At 37.4% G+C, this 18,131-nt stretch carries 17 protein-coding genes; 9 read left to right on the forward strand and 8 right to left on the reverse strand.

The window, feature by feature from the left end; translation table 11 throughout:
- Positions 1–102 precede the first annotated feature (102 nt).
- A complete protein-coding gene (locus tag IRT38_RS10105; RefSeq protein WP_035338679.1) occupies positions 103–1,263 on the reverse strand; it encodes a cupin domain-containing protein in 1,161 nt (386 codons plus the stop codon).
- A 197-nt stretch (positions 1,264–1,460) separates the two neighbouring features.
- On the opposite strand from IRT38_RS10105, the gene dnaX reads away from it, so the two are divergent.
- Positions 1,461–3,506, forward strand: coding sequence for a DNA polymerase III subunit gamma/tau (dnaX, locus tag IRT38_RS10110; protein WP_194597609.1), 2,046 nt, complete (start codon positions 1,461–1,463; stop codon positions 3,504–3,506).
- Positions 3,507–3,545: 39 nt separating this feature from the next.
- Here dnaX and IRT38_RS10115 read toward each other — a convergent pair whose 3' ends face one another.
- Together IRT38_RS10115 and IRT38_RS10120 are read right to left on the reverse strand one after the other, a co-directional pair.
- The gene (locus IRT38_RS10115) at positions 3,546–3,986 is read right to left on the reverse strand and encodes an acyl-CoA thioesterase (protein WP_194597610.1); all 441 of its coding nucleotides are present in this window, start codon (positions 3,984–3,986) and stop codon (positions 3,546–3,548) included.
- A complete protein-coding gene (locus tag IRT38_RS10120; protein WP_194597611.1) occupies positions 3,983–5,143 on the reverse strand; it encodes an iron-containing alcohol dehydrogenase in 1,161 nt (386 codons plus the stop codon). Before IRT38_RS10120 ends, IRT38_RS10115 begins: the two co-directional genes overlap by 4 nt.
- Before the next feature lie 117 nt (positions 5,144–5,260).
- On the opposite strand from IRT38_RS10120, the gene IRT38_RS10125 reads away from it, so the two are divergent.
- The 7 genes from IRT38_RS10125 to IRT38_RS10155 all read left to right on the forward strand — a co-directional run bounded on the left by IRT38_RS10125 (position 5,261) and on the right by IRT38_RS10155 (position 11,034).
- On the forward strand, positions 5,261–5,773 hold the full coding sequence (locus IRT38_RS10125) for a low molecular weight protein-tyrosine-phosphatase (RefSeq protein WP_075696433.1): 513 nt from the start codon (positions 5,261–5,263) through the stop codon (positions 5,771–5,773).
- A 4-nt stretch (positions 5,774–5,777) separates the two neighbouring features.
- Entirely contained in the window at positions 5,778–6,824 is a 1,047-nt protein-coding gene (gene murB, locus IRT38_RS10130) for a UDP-N-acetylmuramate dehydrogenase (RefSeq protein ID WP_260523782.1), read from the forward strand.
- Between the two features lie 7 nt (positions 6,825–6,831).
- Positions 6,832–7,968, forward strand: coding sequence for a YdcF family protein (locus IRT38_RS10135; RefSeq protein WP_004915475.1), 1,137 nt, complete (start codon positions 6,832–6,834; stop codon positions 7,966–7,968).
- A complete protein-coding gene (locus IRT38_RS10140) occupies positions 7,968–8,996 on the forward strand; it encodes an alpha/beta hydrolase (protein ID WP_194597613.1) in 1,029 nt (342 codons plus the stop codon). Before IRT38_RS10135 ends, IRT38_RS10140 begins: the two co-directional genes overlap by 1 nt.
- A gap of 81 nt (positions 8,997–9,077) precedes the next feature.
- Positions 9,078–9,602, forward strand: coding sequence for a DUF4124 domain-containing protein (locus IRT38_RS10145; protein ID WP_194597614.1), 525 nt, complete (start codon positions 9,078–9,080; stop codon positions 9,600–9,602).
- A 47-nt stretch (positions 9,603–9,649) separates the two neighbouring features.
- Complete coding sequence (locus IRT38_RS10150) at positions 9,650–10,378, forward strand: hypothetical protein (protein ID WP_194597615.1); 729 nt, start codon at positions 9,650–9,652, stop codon at positions 10,376–10,378.
- Positions 10,379–10,395: 17 nt separating this feature from the next.
- Positions 10,396–11,034 carry a hypothetical protein gene (locus IRT38_RS10155; RefSeq protein WP_194597616.1) on the forward strand — a complete coding sequence of 213 codons (639 nt, stop codon included), beginning with the start codon at positions 10,396–10,398 and terminating at the stop codon, positions 11,032–11,034.
- A gap of 46 nt (positions 11,035–11,080) precedes the next feature.
- Here IRT38_RS10155 and IRT38_RS10160 read toward each other — a convergent pair whose 3' ends face one another.
- Positions 11,081–12,751 (reverse strand): FMN-binding glutamate synthase family protein, encoded by a 1,671-nt coding sequence (locus IRT38_RS10160; protein WP_194597617.1) that lies wholly within the window; start codon positions 12,749–12,751, stop codon positions 11,081–11,083.
- 512 nt (positions 12,752–13,263) lie between these two features.
- Between IRT38_RS10160 and hppD the strand changes: the two genes are divergently transcribed.
- Positions 13,264–14,319: a 4-hydroxyphenylpyruvate dioxygenase gene (gene hppD / locus IRT38_RS10165; RefSeq protein ID WP_004954650.1), complete on the forward strand. Its 1,056-nt coding sequence runs from the start codon at positions 13,264–13,266 to the stop codon at positions 14,317–14,319.
- A gap of 51 nt (positions 14,320–14,370) precedes the next feature.
- On the opposite strand, the gene IRT38_RS10170 is transcribed toward hppD, so the two are convergent.
- From IRT38_RS10170 to fahA, 4 genes are all read right to left on the reverse strand, one after another.
- The gene (locus tag IRT38_RS10170; RefSeq protein ID WP_125298634.1) at positions 14,371–15,150 is read right to left on the reverse strand and encodes an IclR family transcriptional regulator; all 780 of its coding nucleotides are present in this window, start codon (positions 15,148–15,150) and stop codon (positions 14,371–14,373) included.
- Positions 15,151–15,470: 320 nt separating this feature from the next.
- Complete coding sequence (locus tag IRT38_RS10175) at positions 15,471–16,019, reverse strand: VOC family protein (protein ID WP_004954640.1); 549 nt, start codon at positions 16,017–16,019, stop codon at positions 15,471–15,473.
- Between the two features lie 19 nt (positions 16,020–16,038).
- Positions 16,039–16,671, reverse strand: coding sequence for a maleylacetoacetate isomerase (gene maiA, locus IRT38_RS10180; protein WP_194597618.1), 633 nt, complete (start codon positions 16,669–16,671; stop codon positions 16,039–16,041).
- Complete coding sequence (gene fahA / locus IRT38_RS10185; protein ID WP_194597619.1) at positions 16,658–17,965, reverse strand: fumarylacetoacetase; 1,308 nt, start codon at positions 17,963–17,965, stop codon at positions 16,658–16,660. The genes maiA and fahA overlap by 14 nt, the downstream gene beginning before the upstream one ends.
- Between the last annotated feature and the right edge of the window lie 166 nt (positions 17,966–18,131).

Raw genomic sequence — 18,131 nt, forward strand, 5'->3', positions numbered from 1 at the left:
ATAATTTTTACCTTCTAGAAGAAATTATATGATCGTAATCAAGTATTTAAACTTTTTGAATTTTTCCGATCAATATAATCTCATCTAGAGGCGCTGATGAGATTAGTTTGGAGGGAGCAACATCACAACAGCATTATTTAAAAGTTCAGCAATATCTTCTAAATATTCTGGTTGATTTAGATTTTCATCAAATGCAATGCTTTGTCCATCAGCAATTTGTTTTAGCTGGTTTTCAAATGACTTGGAAATACAAACATTTTCACCATTTGCCCAAAAATCTAAACCATCAGCTTGAGTTCTGTAGAGTAGCTTTGAGGCTGGTTCAAGCATGAGTTGATAACCTGTACCGATAATTTCAATTAAATCTTCTGCTGCGATTTCATCAGGTTCAGGAATGCTATTTGGATAATTTGACTGACTCATATACGACATAATCGCCGCATCAAACTCAGGTGCTTGAGAGAGGTAGTTCAATAATTCAGCTTTTAAATAAGAAAATTCAGTCGAATTTATTTCACCGATATTCGCGGTTTGTTGGCGAGCTACATCCACTAAAGGATTTTTTAATAGTGCATTTTCAGCAAATTTATCACTCACCTGATCAATCATTTCTGAAAGATTTGGCATGCGAAAGCCAAAAGAATACGTTAAACAGTCATCTTCTGCGACACCGTAGTGTGCGAGACCAGGTGGAACGTAAAGTAAGTCACCAGGAGATAGGATTTCATCAAACTGAACATCCATGTCAGCCAACAACTTTAAAGGTTGATCAGGAATAAATTGAGTTGATTCATCACACATTTGACCAAGCTGCCAACGACGATGTCCATAGCCTTGAACGAGAAAAACATCATAAAAATCGAAATGTTTACCTACAGATCCACCTTTTGGTGCATAAGACACCATGATGTCATCACGACGCCATTGTGGAATAAATGGAAATTTTTTCCATAATTCAGCAACATCAAAAGAATAGTGATCTACAGCTTGTACTAAGATCGTCCAAAGATTAGGTAGCTTTTGAAAATCACCTTTGGTTAGGGGAGATGATTTGACATGCCATTCATTTGGATCTTTATTTTTTTGTCGAATGAGTCGAGCACTCACATCTTCTTCAAGCGCTAACTCTTTAACATCATCTGGTTCTAATAATCCTATGATTTCTGGTAAGGCATTACGGACCAATAACGGTTTTTTCTGCCAATATTCAGTTAAAAATTGTTCTGCGGTGATACCACCTAAAACATCTAAAGCGTGTGACATAGGATTAAAAGCCAAATCTACAAAAGATCTATATTGTCCTTTGAGTTGATTTTGGTTGCAAGCTTTGATGCGCAAGATTGTTTTAACTCTGTAAGAAGTGGTGCATGATCAAACTATTTAATCTTGATCAAACAGTTTTGTATTCATTCACAGCGTTTCAAAAACAAAGTATGCTAAAGACGCAATAAGGAGCATACATGTATCAAGTACTGGCAAGAAAATACCGTCCACGTAATTTCAATGAGTTAGTGGGGCAAAACCATGTTTCTCGCGCTTTAACAAGTGCATTAGAACGTTGTCGTTTGCATCATGCTTATTTATTTACAGGTACTCGTGGTGTCGGTAAAACCACGATTGCACGTATTTTAGCCAAGTGTTTGAATTGTGAGACAGGTGTGACTTCAACCCCTTGTGAAGTTTGCGCAACATGTCGAGCTGTGAACGAGGGCCGTTTTATTGATTTAATTGAAATTGATGCGGCATCAAGAACGAAAGTTGAAGATACACGTGAGTTGCTTGATAACGTTCCTTATGCACCAACACAAGGTCGTTTTAAAGTTTATCTTATCGATGAAGTGCATATGCTTTCGACGCATTCGTTTAATGCATTGTTAAAAACATTAGAAGAACCGCCAGAACATGTAAAATTTCTTTTTGCGACAACTGATCCCCAAAAATTACCAATTACCGTTATTTCTCGTTGTCTTCAGTTTACGCTCAGACCTTTGGCTGTCGATGAGATTACAACGCATTTAACAACAATTTTAGATAAAGAAAGTATCAATGCTGATCGTGATGCAATTTGGCAAATTGCTGAGTCTGCTCAAGGTTCTTTACGTGATGCATTATCTTTAACAGATCAAGCGATTGCGTATGGTCAGGGTGCTGTCCATCATCAAGATGTTAAAGAAATGCTTGGTCTAATTGATCGTACAATTATCTACGATCTGATTTTAGCCATTCATCAGAATCAACAAGCTCGTGTCAGTCAGCTATTATTGCAATTTAGACAGCAAGCCTTAGATGTATCATTGGTCTTAGATCAATTGGTTTCTACCTTGCACGAGTTGGCTTTATTACAATATCTACCTGATTTAGCTCTGAAATATAGTGAAGAAATCAATCGAAAGATTTTGCAACTTTCAAAATTAATTTCGGCGCAAGATTTACAACTTTATTATCAAATTGCATGTAAAGGTCGTTCAGATATTCAACTTGCTGTTACACAAGAGCAAGGTTTCGAAATGATTGTTCTACGGTTGCTCGCATTTAGACCGATGCAGTTAAACGAAGTGACAGTCAAGACAACCTCTGTCACGCCAATTTCGATAAATGAAACTCAACAGTTCTCAGAAAATGTAAAAGTAGAGAACCTGCTTGCTGTTCGGTCAGAAATGGTTAATGTTGAACCTGAACCTGAACCTGAACCTGAACCTGAACCTGAACCTGAACCTGAACCTGAACCTGAACCTGAACCTGAACCTGAACCTGAACCTGAACCTGAACCTGAACCAGTTGCAGAGAGTGGTGTCATGGTATTTGATGCTGCTGAAGGTCAGTTGATAGGGTTAGAAACGACATCGCTTTTAGAAAAACCTGTATCAAATTCAGGCTTAAGTGAAACTGAAGATTTTCTTGTATTTCCAGTATCACCAGATGAAGCAGTACAAGATTCTTTAGTTTCAGATTTGGATATAAATACTCAAATAACTCATGATTTAGAATTGTTTGAAAATATACCGGTTGTTGAAGATGTTGAGCCTTACAACACAGTAATTGCCACAACAAAGCAGTCCCATGAAAATGAGCCAATATCTAATTTATCTCCTCAAGAGATTTTAAAACTTAAAGAACAATCTCTAGAGGGAGAATGGAATTTAGAAAAGTGGGAATATTGGTTTAGAAATAGTGAATTGTCACCTGCTGTTCAAGAACTCGCACAGCATGGATTAATGACTGGTGAGATTAATGGCAAGTCTGTATTTCATATTCCTCAAGAATACGAGGGAATGCTAACTCAGCTTCAACATGCACTAGAAGATGCTTTGAAATCGCAATGGATTAATACGCAATTTTCTGTGCAATATAGGAAGATGGATTCCGTGACACCTTTCGTTATGCAAGCGACACGGAAACAAAAAGCATTTGATCGGGCCGTGGAACTACTCAATCAAGAGCCTACAATTAAAAGTTTGATAGAAACTTTTGATGCAGAGTTAGCCAATGTTCAGCTCAAGCCCTAATTCAGAAAGTAATAACTAAAGTAAAAATCGTTTTAGTTATTAACTAATAAGTTGATATTGTTCAAGTACGTTTCTCATTTCTACTGAAATAGCCGTACTTGTTCTGCTTTTACGGTCAACGAATACATGCACAAAATGTCCTTGGGCTGCTGCTTCATCCTGATTTTGTTTAAAAATTGCGAGTTCATATCTGAGCGATGAATTACCGATTTTGCCAATCGCAACACCGACTTCAATAATTTCTGGGAAAGAAAGTTCCTGTTGAAAGCTACAGGCTGAATCCACCACCAAACCAATGATTTCACTGTTGTGGATATCGAAACCTGTTTTTTGAATCAGTAATGAATTCGCAGCGGTGTCAAAATAACTGTAATAAGTCACGTTATTGACGTGTCCATAAATATCATTGTCCGCCCAACGGGTTTGTATTGGGAAAAAGAACTTGAATTGGTCACGTCGTTTTAAAGTCGGTTTGCTCATGCATAAATCGCCTGATAAATATTGAGTGCATCTTGTTCGGTCATTTCTCTTGGATTGTTCTGCAAGAGTCTTGTTTGAAGCATCGCATCCTTGGCAAGTTGTGGAAGTTTAGCTTCTGGAATGTTCAATTCATTAAGTTTTAAAGTTAAACCGCTTTGGTCAAGATGGTTTTGCATATGATCGATAAACAGATCACATAGGCCATCCGTACAACCTGTACTGCGAGGGTCGAGCAATTGCATTAATTCAGCATAGTGTTGCTTCGCATTAGGTGCATTGAATTTAAGTACTTCAACTAAAACTAAAGCATTTGTATGCCCATGTGATAAATGAAAATGTCCACCCAATGGGTAGGCAAGTGCATGAACTGCACCGACTGGTGCGTTTGCAAATGCTTGTCCCGCAAGCATTGAGCCAACCAACATGTTTTGGCGTGCTTCCATATCTGAACCATTTTTTAGGACTTTGGCTAAATTTTGATTGAGGAGTTTTAATGCGTTCTTTGCCAGCATATCTGCGTAGAAATTTTTCTTAATATTTGATGTATAAGCTTCTATCGCATGTACCATTGCATCAATACCTGTTGCCGCTGTGATGTGTGCAGGTAAACCTTGGGTGAATGTTGCATCCAGAATGGCAACATCTGCGTATAGGATTGGGGAAACAACGCCCATTTTTGTGGTAGCGCCAGTGGTCACAATAGAAATAGGCGTGACTTCAGAGCCTGTTCCAGCAGTGGTAGGTACAAGAATAAGTGCTAAACGTGGTGATTTTGCTTGGTTAATACCATATATCTCACCTAAATTTTGTTTTTGATTCGGATGTGCAAGTAAAGCGATGATTTTTGCGACATCCATGGAGCTACCGCCACCAAATCCGATTACAACATCTACTTTTTCTTGTCGAGCAAAATCCACAGCTTCTAACACGATATGTTCAAGGGGATCTGCTTGAATATCTGAATAGATTACAAAGTCCAGACCAAGTTGATCTAAAATGGTTAATATCGGTAAATGAAGTTTATGCTGCAACATACCAGCATCAGTAACTAATAAAACTTTATGGTACTGATGTTGAGATAGAACATTTTTTAGCTCTTGTATTGAACCTAGCCCTGCAATGATGTTTGGGACAGTTTGAAATTGGAAATGGTTCATACATATATCCTTATTTTTTCATAATAAATACAACATTTTTATATGTGGTGGCTATAGGTTTCAGGACTTAAATAAATTAACATAAGACGCCTGTTAAAGTGTACCAATGAGGTGATTATGCCATCCAAAACGCCATATAAGGTGTTGTGTGTCTGTTTAGGAAATATTTGCCGTTCTCCAACAGCAGAAGCGATTCTCAGACATTATTGTGATGTGCATGGTTTAGATGTGATTGTCGATTCTGCTGGAACTAGCAATTACCATCCAAATAAAGCGCCAGATTTACGCAGCCAACAGCATGCAAGTAAACGCGGTTACGATCTATCGACTATACGTGCTAGACAAATTACATTGAATGATTTTCTTGATTTCGATTTGATCTTGGCAATGGATCATGAGAATTTCAAAGATGTGCAACATTTGAAGACTCAGGCAATTTATCAGTTTGGTTCTAATCAAGTACGTTCAAAAATTGCATTAATGAGTGAGCATGATCCTGAATTTACACGGCAAGCTATACCTGATCCTTATTATGGGGGAGCGGAAGGCTTTGATCGCGTACTTAATCAGTGCGAATCAAGTAGTTTGGCTTGGGTCAATATTTTAAAAAATCAAATCAGTGCAGGGTAATAGGATTCAACACAATATGCATATACAAGAGCACATACAGCTTAAATCATTGAATACCCTGAACTTAGATTCTACAGCATCACACTATGTGCAAATCAATCATGCCAACGAAGTCGTTGAAGCTTTAGATTTTGCTAAACAGAATAATCTCAATGTTTTAGTGTTATCTGGAGGGAGCAATATGTTGTTGCCTCAGTATATTCAAGCTCTCGTACTGCACTTAAATATTCAAGGTGTTGAGGTTGTTCGTGAAGATAATCACACAGTTACTGTAAATGTTGGTGCAGGGCAGTCTTGGCATGATTTCGTTTTATATACAACAAAGCAGCAATGGTTTGGTTTACAAAATCTTGCATTAATTCCTGGGTTAGTTGGGGCCTCACCTGTACAAAATATTGGTGCTTATGGTGTTGAAGTTGGTGAATTTATTGAGTCTGTTCAAGTCTATGATCGTGAGTTAGGGCAATTTACCTTTATTTCCTCTGAAGATTGTAAATTCGCATATCGACATAGTATTTTTAAAGATTTTCCGAATCGTTATATCATCGTTGCTGTCACCTTTAAGCTATTGAAGCAAGCTGATTTAAAACTGAATTATGGTGATCTAAAACAAGCTGTTGGTGATGAACAAAGCGCTGAAAACTTGCAAAAGCAAGTTATCTTGATTCGACAAAGTAAGTTGCCTGATCCTAAAGAGTATCCAAATGTGGGGAGCTTTTTTAAGAATCCTGTTCTCAGTCAAATGAGCTTTGACAAAATTGCACAACAATTTCCAAACATTCCTCATTATCCACAAGCAAATGGTAGTGTTAAAGTTGCCGCTGGATGGTTGATCGATCAAACAGGTTGGAAAGGTAAACAATTAGGTTCTGTTGGAATGTTTCACAAACAAGCCTTAGTTTTAGTCAATTATGCTGATGCAACTTTGACTGATGTAAAAAATGCATATAAAGCCGTGCAACATGACGTAAAGCAAAAATTCAGTATAAGTTTAGAACCTGAACCAGTGCTGTATGACGAGCAAGGTTTGATCCAACCACACGGTGAATGAGGAGAATATGGCGAAAGTACATTGGATGGTGAGTTTAGTACGAGTATTTACAATACTTTTTGTACTATTAGGCTGTTTTGTACTTTTTTTATATTCACCATTTTATTCTCAGTTAATCGTCAAAGGATTAAATTACTTTGTTCCTGTAGAAGTTAATCAAGTTGCAGCACAAAGCCAAAAATCTGCTGCGTTGAGTGAGCATGAAACTTTAGAGCCTGGTTCAGATCTATGGATTGCAAGACAAGCTTATTTAAAGCTTATGGAAAAGACCTTTCAATCAGAAAAACCTGAGGATTTGGGTCTAATTCAAGCGCGTTACAAAGTATTGCAACAGTTAATATTAGAAGAGCAAGAAAAAGAAAATGCTGAAGAACCCAAGCAGGAAATTCCTCTGTTAGCTCAGGCAGCATCATCGGTTCAAGAGCAAGAAAGTTCTGCAAGCGCAGCAAGTACACCTTTTGATTTTTTGCAATCGGATACAGCCAATACCAAAATACAAATGGAAAAGTATTTAGACTTTTTACAAAGCTATCCTATTGATTTATCTGCTTCTGAGGATTCAGCTGAGCAGACAAATACAGATTTGCTCGAGTTGAAAAAAAATAAAGTTGAGACAAAGACTTCAAGAAATAGCTCTGAGCCTTATGCGATTGTTGTATTGGGTGGTGGATTGACACTAGGCGCAAATGGCAAAGATATTGTGGTAAATAATTACACACGCCTGCGCTTGGAAAAGACATTAGAAATAGAGAAAAAATATGATTTGCCGATTGTGCTGAGTGGTGTTGAAGCACCGTATATGCAAGCTTGGTTAAATGAACGAGGCATTGAAGCAAAATTACTTGAAAAAAGAAGTATGAATACCTGCGAAAACTCTCGGTTTAGTTCTTTGTTATTACAAAAAAAAGGCGGGGCGCCAACGGTACTTTTGATCACGGATGAATACCACATGCCTCGCACACGTCGTTTATTTGCATTAAATGGTATTGAGACTGTTCCAGTGATTGCGCCTATGCCGACGCAATTAACGAAATGGCGTCCTAGTGAGCAAAATTATGATCATAGTCGACGAGCAAACTATGAGATGTTAGCTACAATTCGTGATATGTTGTTTGGCTCTAGTGATTGTCGGGAGATACCATAATGTCAAATATTCCATTTCTAAATCCCACGATCTTAAAGCAACTTGATTTACCTATTCCAAATCGAGAAACCACTCCTCAAGTTCTTGAACCACTAGATTTGACAGTAAGTTTTGAACCAACTAAGCCATTACAAGCATATCGTAAGCTGTATGGTTTGCATTTGTTGGAGTGTGAGCATTGGCAAGGCTATGTAGAAATGCGATTGTTTCGTTTACATGTACAGGTCTTTCAACCCAAAATAGAAAAAATTCAGGGTACTGTGTGTTTATTACATGGTTATCTGGAACATAGTGGGATTTACCAACCGATTATCAAAGAAATCTTGGATCAAGGATTTAGTGTAATTACCTATGATCTTCCTGGTCACGGTTTAAGTAATGGTTCACCTGCTAGTATTCAGAACTTTGATCATTACCAACAGGTTCTTAATGCTGTTTATGATGCAGTTTATCATGCAAAACAATTGCCACGTCCGTGGTTGGGAATCGGGCAAAGTACTGGCGGTGCAATATGGATGCATCATCTATTAGAATTTGCCGAGCGACGTGAAGATCCAATAGTTGATCGCGTATTGTTATTATCACCATTAATACGTCCAGCGAAAACGGCTTGGTGGCATAACTCTGTTGGGTTAGGGATTATACGCCGTATAAAAAGCCAAGTCCCTCGACACTTCCGTCGCAATAATCATAATCCTGAATTTTTGCGATTTGTGCGTTTAAAAGATCCATTGCAACCAAGAATGATGGGAATGGATTGGATTCTTGCGATGTCGAAATGGATGTTGGAAATGGAACAACGTCCAGCTTGTCGTATTCCTGTTTGGCTAGCACAGGGTGCACTCGATCAAACTGTAGATTGGCGCTATAACATTGAATATATACGTCGTAAATTTAGACTACAAACCTTGTTGATGCTAGAAGAAGGTTCACATCAATTAATCAATGAACGTGCAGATATTCGTGCTGCACTAACAGGTTTAATTCCAGCTTTTTTACATGCTAAGCCAAATCATTATTATTACTAATATTTCTTTTTTACCAATGATTTAGATGATACAATTTTTAACAATATAAAAAATATGAAAATTTAAATCATAGGGGTATGCATGATAAGGGGTGCATCTTGGAGCTTCTTTAGCTCTATTCTTTTATGTTTTTCTACGTCTGTTTTTGCTCAAGATCTATACAAGTGTGTTTCTCCACAGGGCACAACTTATCAAAGTCATCCTTGTGCTGCGAAAACTACTCAAAAAACTGCGTGTATGGGCTCGATTTCAAATGGCTTTGAGCATGATTGTAGGAAGAGCGAGCTTCAGCGGCAACGCACAACTGAGAATGAAAGAAATGCCTACACTCAAGATTCTGCACTAAATAAAACTAAGGTAGCTATAGATCAGTCTTCTGAGTTTCAACGAGGCATTGTGCAATTTCCTGAATGTAAACAGCGAATAGATACCTTACAACGCTTAGCGCGTTATGCTGGTAGACAGATGCAGATCATCGAGAATAGTCGGCAGATGTATGCAGCAAGAATATGTACGGCTGAAGGTAGCGTCTATATGAGTTGTAATGCAATTACGAACACATTGCTCACCCAAAAAAGTTCAACGTGTCCATTCAAGGGAACTTAGATATTTAGCAGCAAATTATTTTTATACTAAGAATATGGGGATATGCAATGAAAGTTGTGTTTATTGTTATAGGATTTATTTTTCTAGTTTTTTTTATGCTTAATCGTTGCTCTCATCAGGAGCTACCTGCAAATACTCAAGATGCAAATAATCCAATTGAGCAACGACAGAATATTCTAGACCAAATCGTTTTGTTGCAACCACTCAAACAATATGCCAGCAAAGATTATGAATCTATAAAGCAAACGGCAAATGGTGTCGTAAATGTAAATGAGATTGAAGCAAGCGTGAGCAGTACATTGTGGTGGAAGCTTAGAGAAATTATAGAGAAAAAAGCAGATGATGAGGGGCAACGTTTATGGGCGAATGCTTATCTTCAACAACTGTATGATGCCAAACGGAAAGGCGATTGTTTCCCAATTTCATTCCCTTTATATAGTAGAACTTCACCGCAACAACGCAGAGCTTTATTAAGTCAGAACACTCAGCAGCAGTCTAGTGAAGCATTAACTTATATATTGACTCATAATGGAAAGCGTTCAGTTGTTGATCGTATGCAAGCGCCAGAGGCATGGTCTCAGGTTGCTGATAAGCTTAGACAAGACTACGGTGCTGAAGCAGATTTAATCAATTCAGGTGAAACTGCTGAGGATAAGAATAAACAATGTGAAGTTGTGGTGAGGACTTTTGAATACATTCTTTCACTACCGCAAGAACAACAAGGTCCTGTGATACGCTGGTTTTTAGATAAGCATATTTCTGTAGGCATTTTTTAATAAGATTGTAGATAAAAATGATTAAAAATTTATTTCTTAAACAGACAAGTTTAAAGTTTCTAGCTGTTTTATTTATTCTTGTAGGATTGGTGGCATGTGGTAAAACAACGCATGAACCAAAGGTTGGGGAATATGGAGAAGCATTGGTCAATTCAGTGCGTCTGACATCTAGTGAACTAGAGCAACTGAATCAAGCTGTTATTAATAAACCCAAAGATACGTTTGATCGTCCAAGTGTTGCTATTGGTTTTCTTGGGGAATCGAATAATAATCCTTATCGGTTTGTGATAGTTGCTAAAGGTATTGCACCAAATGAAGGTGAGGTCAATTTAAAGTGGATAGGAGGAGTCCAGAGTGAAACCTCTAATGGATATCAACCGCAAATCTTTCAATCAGATGATAAACATAAGTATGAGATGAATGAACCTGTACTGTTAATTGCCAGTTCAGATCCATTTTCCATCAGTGAACAGAGTAATGGTGTTCACTACGATGTTCATGCTGAATTGATGGAGGCATCGAATATTCAGTTTCAATCTGTAGAAGTTCAAATTTGGCAGGGTAAGGGTAGTCTTTATAGTTGGACGTATTATTTAAAATTCCTTGTAATTTTGATGATTCCAATTTTTGCCATATATCGATTAGTTAGCCGCTAAACTATATTCTTTAAACTAGAGCCACTCAAAGAGTGGCTCAATTTCGTTAGAAGCTTTTTGCATTAGCTAATTTCCACATACGATAATAGAAATTCTCATCATCGTTTAAATCAGCTTGTAGCAATTCATTTTCTTTTAAGAAGAAATGAATCTGTGCATAATTTTTGATTTCACGATCATTCATACGCTGAGCGAGATGATGCGCTTTGATATCTGATGGATGTTTGAGTCCTGCCGCAGCGATCATTTCTGATAATGCATGCAATGTATTTTTGTGGAAGTTAAACACTCGTTCAGCTTTACTTGGAACATCAATTGCCTTCTGGCGATCTTTATCTTGCGTTGCAACTCCGACTGGACATTGGTTGGTATGGCAACTTTGAGCTTGAATACAACCAACAGCGAACATAAAACCGCGTGCAGAATTGACCCAGTCTGCACCTAAAGCAAATGTACTTGCAATGTCAAAAGCACTAATGATTTTTCCACTCGCACCAACTTTAACTTGGCTGCGTAGACCTGCGCCTACAAGTGTATTATGAACAAATCGCAATCCTTCTCTTAAGGGTGTGCCAATATAGTCACTAAATTCAATCGGTGCTGCACCTGTTCCGCCTTCTGAACCATCAACTACTATAAAATCAGGAACAATTTTAGTTTCTAACATGGCCTTAACAATACCCATGAACTGCCATGGTTGACCGATACAAAGTTTAAAACCGACAGGTTTACCACCTGATAAATCTCTTAACTTTTGTATGAAATGCATCATCTCAATAGGCGTATTAAAACTAGGATGCTTTGCAGGCGAGATACAATCATGTTCTCTTGAAACTCCTCGTATTTGTGCAATTTCTTCTGTGATTTTATGCTTGGGTAATATACCACCATGCCCAGGCTTAGCACCTTGAGATAGTTTCAACTCGATCATTTTGATTTTAGGATTTTTAGCTTGTTGAACAAATTTTTCAGGATCGAAAAGTCCTTCCGCTGTTCTACAACCGAAATAACCGCTAGCAATTTGCCAAACGATATCACCACCATGTTCTAGATGATAAGGGCTGAGACTGCCTTCACCTGTATCATGATAAAAGTTACCCAATTTGGCGCCTTTGTTTAAAGCTCTAATGGCATTTGCGCTTAAGCTACCAAAACTCATAGCGGAAATATTCATGATGGAAGCACTATATGGCTGTTTACATTGGTTATTTCCAATCAGTACACGAAATGTTTCTGTATCTGCAGGTGGGCACGGCGCAATCGAATGCACAATAAATCTATAGTTTGGCTCATATACATCGATAATTGAACCAAAGGGCTTATCAGCATTTTCATTTTTTGCACGTTGATAAACCAAACTTCGCTGCATACGAGAAAAAGGTAAGGCATCCTGATCCGCTTCTATAAAGTATTGGCGAATTTCAGGACGGACATCTTCGAAAAAGAAACGGAAATGACCAATGATTGGGTAGTTTCTTAAAATGGCATGTTTTTTTTGAAGTAAATCATACAATCCAACCATACTTAACAGGCTCGTAACCAGCCATAAGCCATTTAATAAAGTGTCAGAAATGAAGTAGTAAATACTATGTGGCGTGTAGATTGTTTTAAACCACGTAATGCTAAGTGCAATAAATATGCAAAGAAACCAAATTGAATGTCTAGAGAAGAATGTATTGAGTAATTTATGTCTTATCGCTTGGGCTGGGCTAGCCATAAACAATCATGCCTTTTAATCATTTTTGATAATAGCACCATGCCAAGAACTGATTATGACCTCAAGTAATGAATTGTTAGATATGAGAATTGTTCTCTAGAATATTTTAATATTCCATCAATTTTTACGCTTTGAAACTTTTTAGCGAGGTTTTGATGTGAAAAAATATCACCAGTTCGTAGCATTTTAAGAAGATCGAAATGATTTTGAATCATTTATTAGTACTGAAAAAAGCAATTAAATTACACATAACATAATTTAATTATGTATTGCATAAATTTAAGCTTTCTTGTAGCATTAATTCATCGTAGAAAACCAAAACAATTTTGTGTTGTTCTGGCTAGTTTTAGGACCGTGAAAAGAACATGGATGATTGAAAACAATTCTATCTATCCAACTCTTTGATCGATAGTTCACATGATTTGTTAAAGGTAGTTATTGCAACCGAAAATTAACAAAACATGTTGTACAGTATTAAAAACGGATGAATTTATCTAAATAAGGGAAACTAGATGGACATTTTAGATAACCCATTAGAGCTATGTGGATTTGCTTTTATTGAGTTTGTTTCGACGGAAAATGGATTAGATCAAATCTTTGAAACAATAGGCTTTTCCAAAGTCGCAAAGCATAAATCTAAAAAAGTTTATTTATGGCGCCAAGGTAATATCAATATTATTTTGAATTATCAGCCTGAATCTTATGCTTCATTCTTTTATAAAGAGCATGGACCATCAGCATGTGCGATGGGTTTCAGAACACGTGATGCAGCGAAAGCTTTCAAGAAAGCAATCGAACTTGGTGCAGAACCGATGTATTCACAAGCTGGTCCAATGGAACTCAATATTCCTGCGATTAAAGGAATTGGTGGTATGCCAATCTTCCTTGTAGATCGTGATATTTACGAAAACGATTTTGTATTCTTTGATGATGTTGAGAAAAATCCAAAGGGTGCGGGTCTAAATGAAATCGACCATTTAACTCATAATGTTTATAAAGGACGTATGGAGTATTGGGCGAATTTCTATGAAAAGATTTTCAACTTCCAAGAGATTCGTTATTTCGATATTAAAGGCGAATACACAGGTCTTACTTCTAAAGCATTGACAGCACCAGATGGTATGATTCGTATCCCTTTAAATGAAGATTCAGATAAAGGAAATGGCCAAATCGCTGAATTCCTCGCTGATTTTAATGGTGAAGGCATTCAACACATCGCATTTATTACAGATGATTTACTTTCTACGTGGGATAAGTTAAAAGGGCTTGGTCTTGAGTTCATGACTCCTCCACCTGAAACGTATTACGAGATGTTGAAAGAGCGTTTACCTGAGCATGGTGAGCCAACTGAAGAGTTGAAAAAGCGTGGTATTTTGCTCGATGGCAATACCAAAGATGGTCAGAAGAAACTACTTCTTCAGATTTTCTCGCAAAATATGCTCGGGCCAGTATTCTTTGAATTTATTCAACGTAAAGATGATGATGGCTTTGGTGAGGGTAACTTCAAGGCTTTATTTGAATCGATTGAGCGTGATCAAATTCGTCGTGGTGTATTAGAAGCGAAGTAATTAGCTGCTATGAACAAAAAAGCCAAGAATCAAATTCTTGGCTTTTTTTTACTATCTAGTTTGAATGAATTGATTAATTGCTGCGACTTCATTCTTAAACAGTTCAAGTTTTTCACTGCCTTCGTGTAGCGGTAGAAACATTTCACTGTCTAGTGCCACAATACAAAATTCCATCGCTCGTTGAGCATTGAAAATAGGTAAGCCAACGGCATTGATCCCAACAAGTAGATCTCCTTGAGCGATCGCCATTCCATGATGCAAAATCTTGTCTTTCAAAACTAAAAAATCATTCCATGTTTGTGGTTTGATTGGATAGTGGTTGAGTGCAGCTTTAGTCCACTCTGCATCCATTAATGGTTTCACCACAGCTTCAGGTAAATAAGAAGCAAAAACTCGACCCGCTGCCGAATTGACTAATGGCATGATTGAACCGACTTTGGTTACGATTGAAATGGGATGGTTAGATTCAATTGACTGTACAACCAGTGGCCCTTGAGGCGACCATTTACTGATTTGGATACCACAACCAATTTTACTTTGAAGGTTATAGATCAAGTGCTGAACTAATTGCAAAACATCAGTATGTTGAATGCAACTCAAACCTAAACGCCATGCTTGATCGCCTAGAGCGTATTGACCATCTTCAAGCTGTTTCGCATAATTCATACGAATTAAGCTTACTAAATAGCGGTGAACTTTAGCAGGATGCATATCAAGCTTAGTTGATAAATCCTTTAAAATAATCGGTTTATTATGTTCTAACAGCGCGTTTAATACGGATAAACCGACTTCAAGCGATTGAACCCCACCAGATAATTTTTCTTCAATCATTCAACAACCCTTCATTTAAATTTTATCTAGCAGTAATGGTCAAATTTGTATAAATACATCAGAATTTCGATTAAATAATGCCTGAGCATGATGCAAAATTGAAATCATCTTTTTAAATGACTCAAATTAAAGAATTGTATAAGCATACAGTGGTTTGAGCGTAGATCATATTTGATTTTCAAGATGATAGCATGACATTAAATGAATTAAATTTACTCATTTTTTGCATTAAAAATCGGTATTGAGCACTTATCTCAATACCGATTAGATGTCTATTTAAGTCATTCAGAGTTTGATCAGAATATACCTATCAAATTTCTTTATGCACCTAATTCTTCCTCATGTAAGAAATGTGTATGGTGTGGTGCACGTTTGGTACGACTCCATTCCTCAAGCATCTCGACTTTCATTTCTTCTGTGATACGGGCAATTTTTGCATCGGCGTGTACATCGTTATAAGTTAACTCTAAACGATGTCCGTTTGGATCAAAGAAATAGATCGAATGGAAAATACCATGATTCGTTACACCTAAAACTTTGACACCATTTGCTTCTAAATGCTCTTTAGCACGTAATAGAGTTGCTTGGTCCTCAACTTCGAATGCGATATGCTGAACCCATTGTGGTGTGTTTTCATCACGTCCCATTTCAGGTTGAGTAGGCAATTCAAAAAATGCTAATACATTGCCTTGTCCTGCATCCAAAAATAAATGCATATAAGGATCAAAAGCTTTAGTCGAAGGGACGTGGTCTTCTGCGAATGCTAGGATGAAATCCATATTGAGCATCTGTTTATACCAATCCACGGTTTCTTTTGCGTCTTTACAACGATAAGCAACGTGATGAATTTTTTTAATTTGGAATGTCATCATTAAACTCCTTTTATCCTTATTCCCAATCTGCTTGTTGTTCTGGAGCAGCATGAAGAAAAGCTGGCAGTGTCAGGCAATATTGATAAATTGATTCGATTTTTGGAAATGCTGTAAGATCAACTTTAAAACGCTTGGCATTGTAAACTTGTGGTATTAAGCAGCAATCTGCAAAGCTAGGACGCTCACCAAAGCAGAACTTTCCATTGGAAGCTTGCAACTGTGCTTCGAGACTATGGAAGCCTTCTAGAATCCAGTGCTTATACCAATGACTTTTTTGTTCATCGTTTAAATCAAGCTCATTTTGTAAATATTTCAAAACCCTTAAGTTATTTAACGGGTGAATATCCGATGCAATGGCTTGTGAAAAAGCACGAACTTTTGCGCGTTCAATTAAGTTTTTTGGAAGTAAGTTAGTATCTGGATAGCGCTCTTCCAAATATTCCAAAATACTCAAAGATTGTAAAAATGCTTGGTCTTCGTCTACAAGTGTAGGTACAAGACAGCTTGGATTTAAAGCTTGATATTCAGCACTACGTTGTTCATTTTTAACTAAATGAATTGCTTCAGTCTCGTAGCTCAAACCCTTTAGATTCAATGCAATACGGACTCTAAATGCTGCTGAACTACGAAAATAACTATACAGTTTCATACTGTTCAGCCTCATGCTCAGCGAACGCAAATGTATGTGCTGCTAATATTGTATTTTCAACTTGACCGAAACCAACGCGAATGCCGTCTTTCTCACAGTAACCTTTCATGATGACGCGATCGCCATCTTCAAGGAATCCGCGTTTTTCTCCGTTTGAAAGCGTTAGAGGTTTAGTTGTATTCCACGTCAATTCGAGCAAACTGCCATATGAATTTTCAGTCGGTCCAGAGATTGTGCCAGAGCCCATCAAATCACCAACTTGGACATTACATCCTGCAATAGTGTGATGTGTCAGTTGTTGAGCCATCGACCAATACATGTATTTAAAGTTAGTCTCACAAATGAGGTCTGTTTCTTTTGAGCGGGGACTTTGAACTTCTACACTGAGTTTGATGTCAAAACTATTTGCAACATTCTCTTGTAAATAGCAAAGCGGTTTTGGTTCTTGAACAGGTCCTTTGACTTTAAACGGTTCAAGTGCTTCCATCGTCACAACCCATGGTGAAATCGCACTCGCAAAGGTTTTTGCGTTAAAAGGTCCTAATGGCACATATTCCCATTGTTGGATATCACGTGCAGACCAGTCGTTGAGTAAAACCATACCAAAGATATGATCCCAAGCATTTTCGATCGCAATAGGTTGACCGAGTTTTGTAGGTTTTCCGACGATAAATGCCGTTTCTAATTCGAAATCAAGTTTACGAGTCGCAGAAAAAACAGGGCGTTCGTCATTAGGTAACTTGATTTGTCCTGAAGGGCGAACAATATCTGTACCACTCACAATCACTGAGCTTGCACGGCCATTGTAACCGACTGGAAGTTCGCTCCAATTAGGTAGTAGTGCATTTTTAGGATCACGGAACATGGTACCTACATTGGTTGCATGCTCTTTAGATGAGTAGAAATCTGTATAACCTGGTACATGAATAGGTAAATATAAAATAACGTTGTCTTGTTTGATTAAGACGCGTTCTTTAAGTTCAGTATTATCTCGTAATAATGGATTCTCAGCAGATAAAAGAGCTTGTAAAGCTTTACGTACGGATTGCCACGAACTTTTACCTGATTCGATAAACTTATTCAAAGTTGGTTGATTAAAATAATTCTCTTTTCCATTAATTTCTAATAGCCCTTGTTCAGCAAGCTCTGCCAAATCAAGTACCCAATCACCGATTGCTACACCGACATGCTTTTCACCCTCAGGTGTTTTACTAAAAATACCGTAAGGTAAATTATGAATTGTGAAATCTGATTGAGGGTCAATTTCAATAAATGAAGTAAGTTTTTGAGCCATCATCTACTTTCCTTGTCTTTAATTTTGCTATGTCGTAGCGAAAAAATGCATTTGAGTTTGACTAATATTATTAAAAACATAGATATAGAAGTGTTTTTAATGAACTTTAAATCTTAATCAAACCACTAAAGTTTGCTGAATATCTTCCATCATACTTAAAAATTAT

The sequence above is a fragment of the Acinetobacter sp. SK-43 genome (assembly GCF_015351505.1).
Lineage (GTDB): Bacteria > Pseudomonadota > Gammaproteobacteria > Pseudomonadales > Moraxellaceae > Acinetobacter > Acinetobacter junii.

What these genes read in the sequence shown, in the direction of transcription:
- IRT38_RS10115 (WP_194597610.1), bottom strand. Translation starts at nt 3,986, where the DNA reads ATGAGCAAACCGACTTTAAAACGACGTGACCAATTCAAGTTCTTTTTC.
- hppD (WP_004954650.1), top strand. Translation starts at nt 13,264, where the DNA reads ATGGACATTTTAGATAACCCATTAGAGCTATGTGGATTTGCTTTTATT.
- IRT38_RS10120 (WP_194597611.1), bottom strand. Translation starts at nt 5,143, where the DNA reads ATGAACCATTTCCAATTTCAAACTGTCCCAAACATCATTGCAGGGCTA.
- IRT38_RS10155 (WP_194597616.1), top strand. Translation starts at nt 10,396, where the DNA reads ATGATTAAAAATTTATTTCTTAAACAGACAAGTTTAAAGTTTCTAGCT.
- IRT38_RS10105 (WP_035338679.1), bottom strand. Translation starts at nt 1,263, where the DNA reads ATGTCACACGCTTTAGATGTTTTAGGTGGTATCACCGCAGAACAATTT.
- IRT38_RS10140 (WP_194597613.1), top strand. Translation starts at nt 7,968, where the DNA reads ATGTCAAATATTCCATTTCTAAATCCCACGATCTTAAAGCAACTTGAT.
- IRT38_RS10135 (WP_004915475.1), top strand. Translation starts at nt 6,832, where the DNA reads ATGGCGAAAGTACATTGGATGGTGAGTTTAGTACGAGTATTTACAATA.
- IRT38_RS10150 (WP_194597615.1), top strand. Translation starts at nt 9,650, where the DNA reads ATGAAAGTTGTGTTTATTGTTATAGGATTTATTTTTCTAGTTTTTTTT.
- fahA (WP_194597619.1), bottom strand. Translation starts at nt 17,965, where the DNA reads ATGGCTCAAAAACTTACTTCATTTATTGAAATTGACCCTCAATCAGAT.
- IRT38_RS10125 (WP_075696433.1), top strand. Translation starts at nt 5,261, where the DNA reads ATGCCATCCAAAACGCCATATAAGGTGTTGTGTGTCTGTTTAGGAAAT.
- IRT38_RS10170 (WP_125298634.1), bottom strand. Translation starts at nt 15,150, where the DNA reads ATGATTGAAGAAAAATTATCTGGTGGGGTTCAATCGCTTGAAGTCGGT.
- IRT38_RS10145 (WP_194597614.1), top strand. Translation starts at nt 9,078, where the DNA reads ATGATAAGGGGTGCATCTTGGAGCTTCTTTAGCTCTATTCTTTTATGT.
- maiA (WP_194597618.1), bottom strand. Translation starts at nt 16,671, where the DNA reads ATGAAACTGTATAGTTATTTTCGTAGTTCAGCAGCATTTAGAGTCCGT.
- dnaX (WP_194597609.1), top strand. Translation starts at nt 1,461, where the DNA reads ATGTATCAAGTACTGGCAAGAAAATACCGTCCACGTAATTTCAATGAG.
- IRT38_RS10160 (WP_194597617.1), bottom strand. Translation starts at nt 12,751, where the DNA reads ATGGCTAGCCCAGCCCAAGCGATAAGACATAAATTACTCAATACATTC.
- IRT38_RS10175 (WP_004954640.1), bottom strand. Translation starts at nt 16,019, where the DNA reads ATGACATTCCAAATTAAAAAAATTCATCACGTTGCTTATCGTTGTAAA.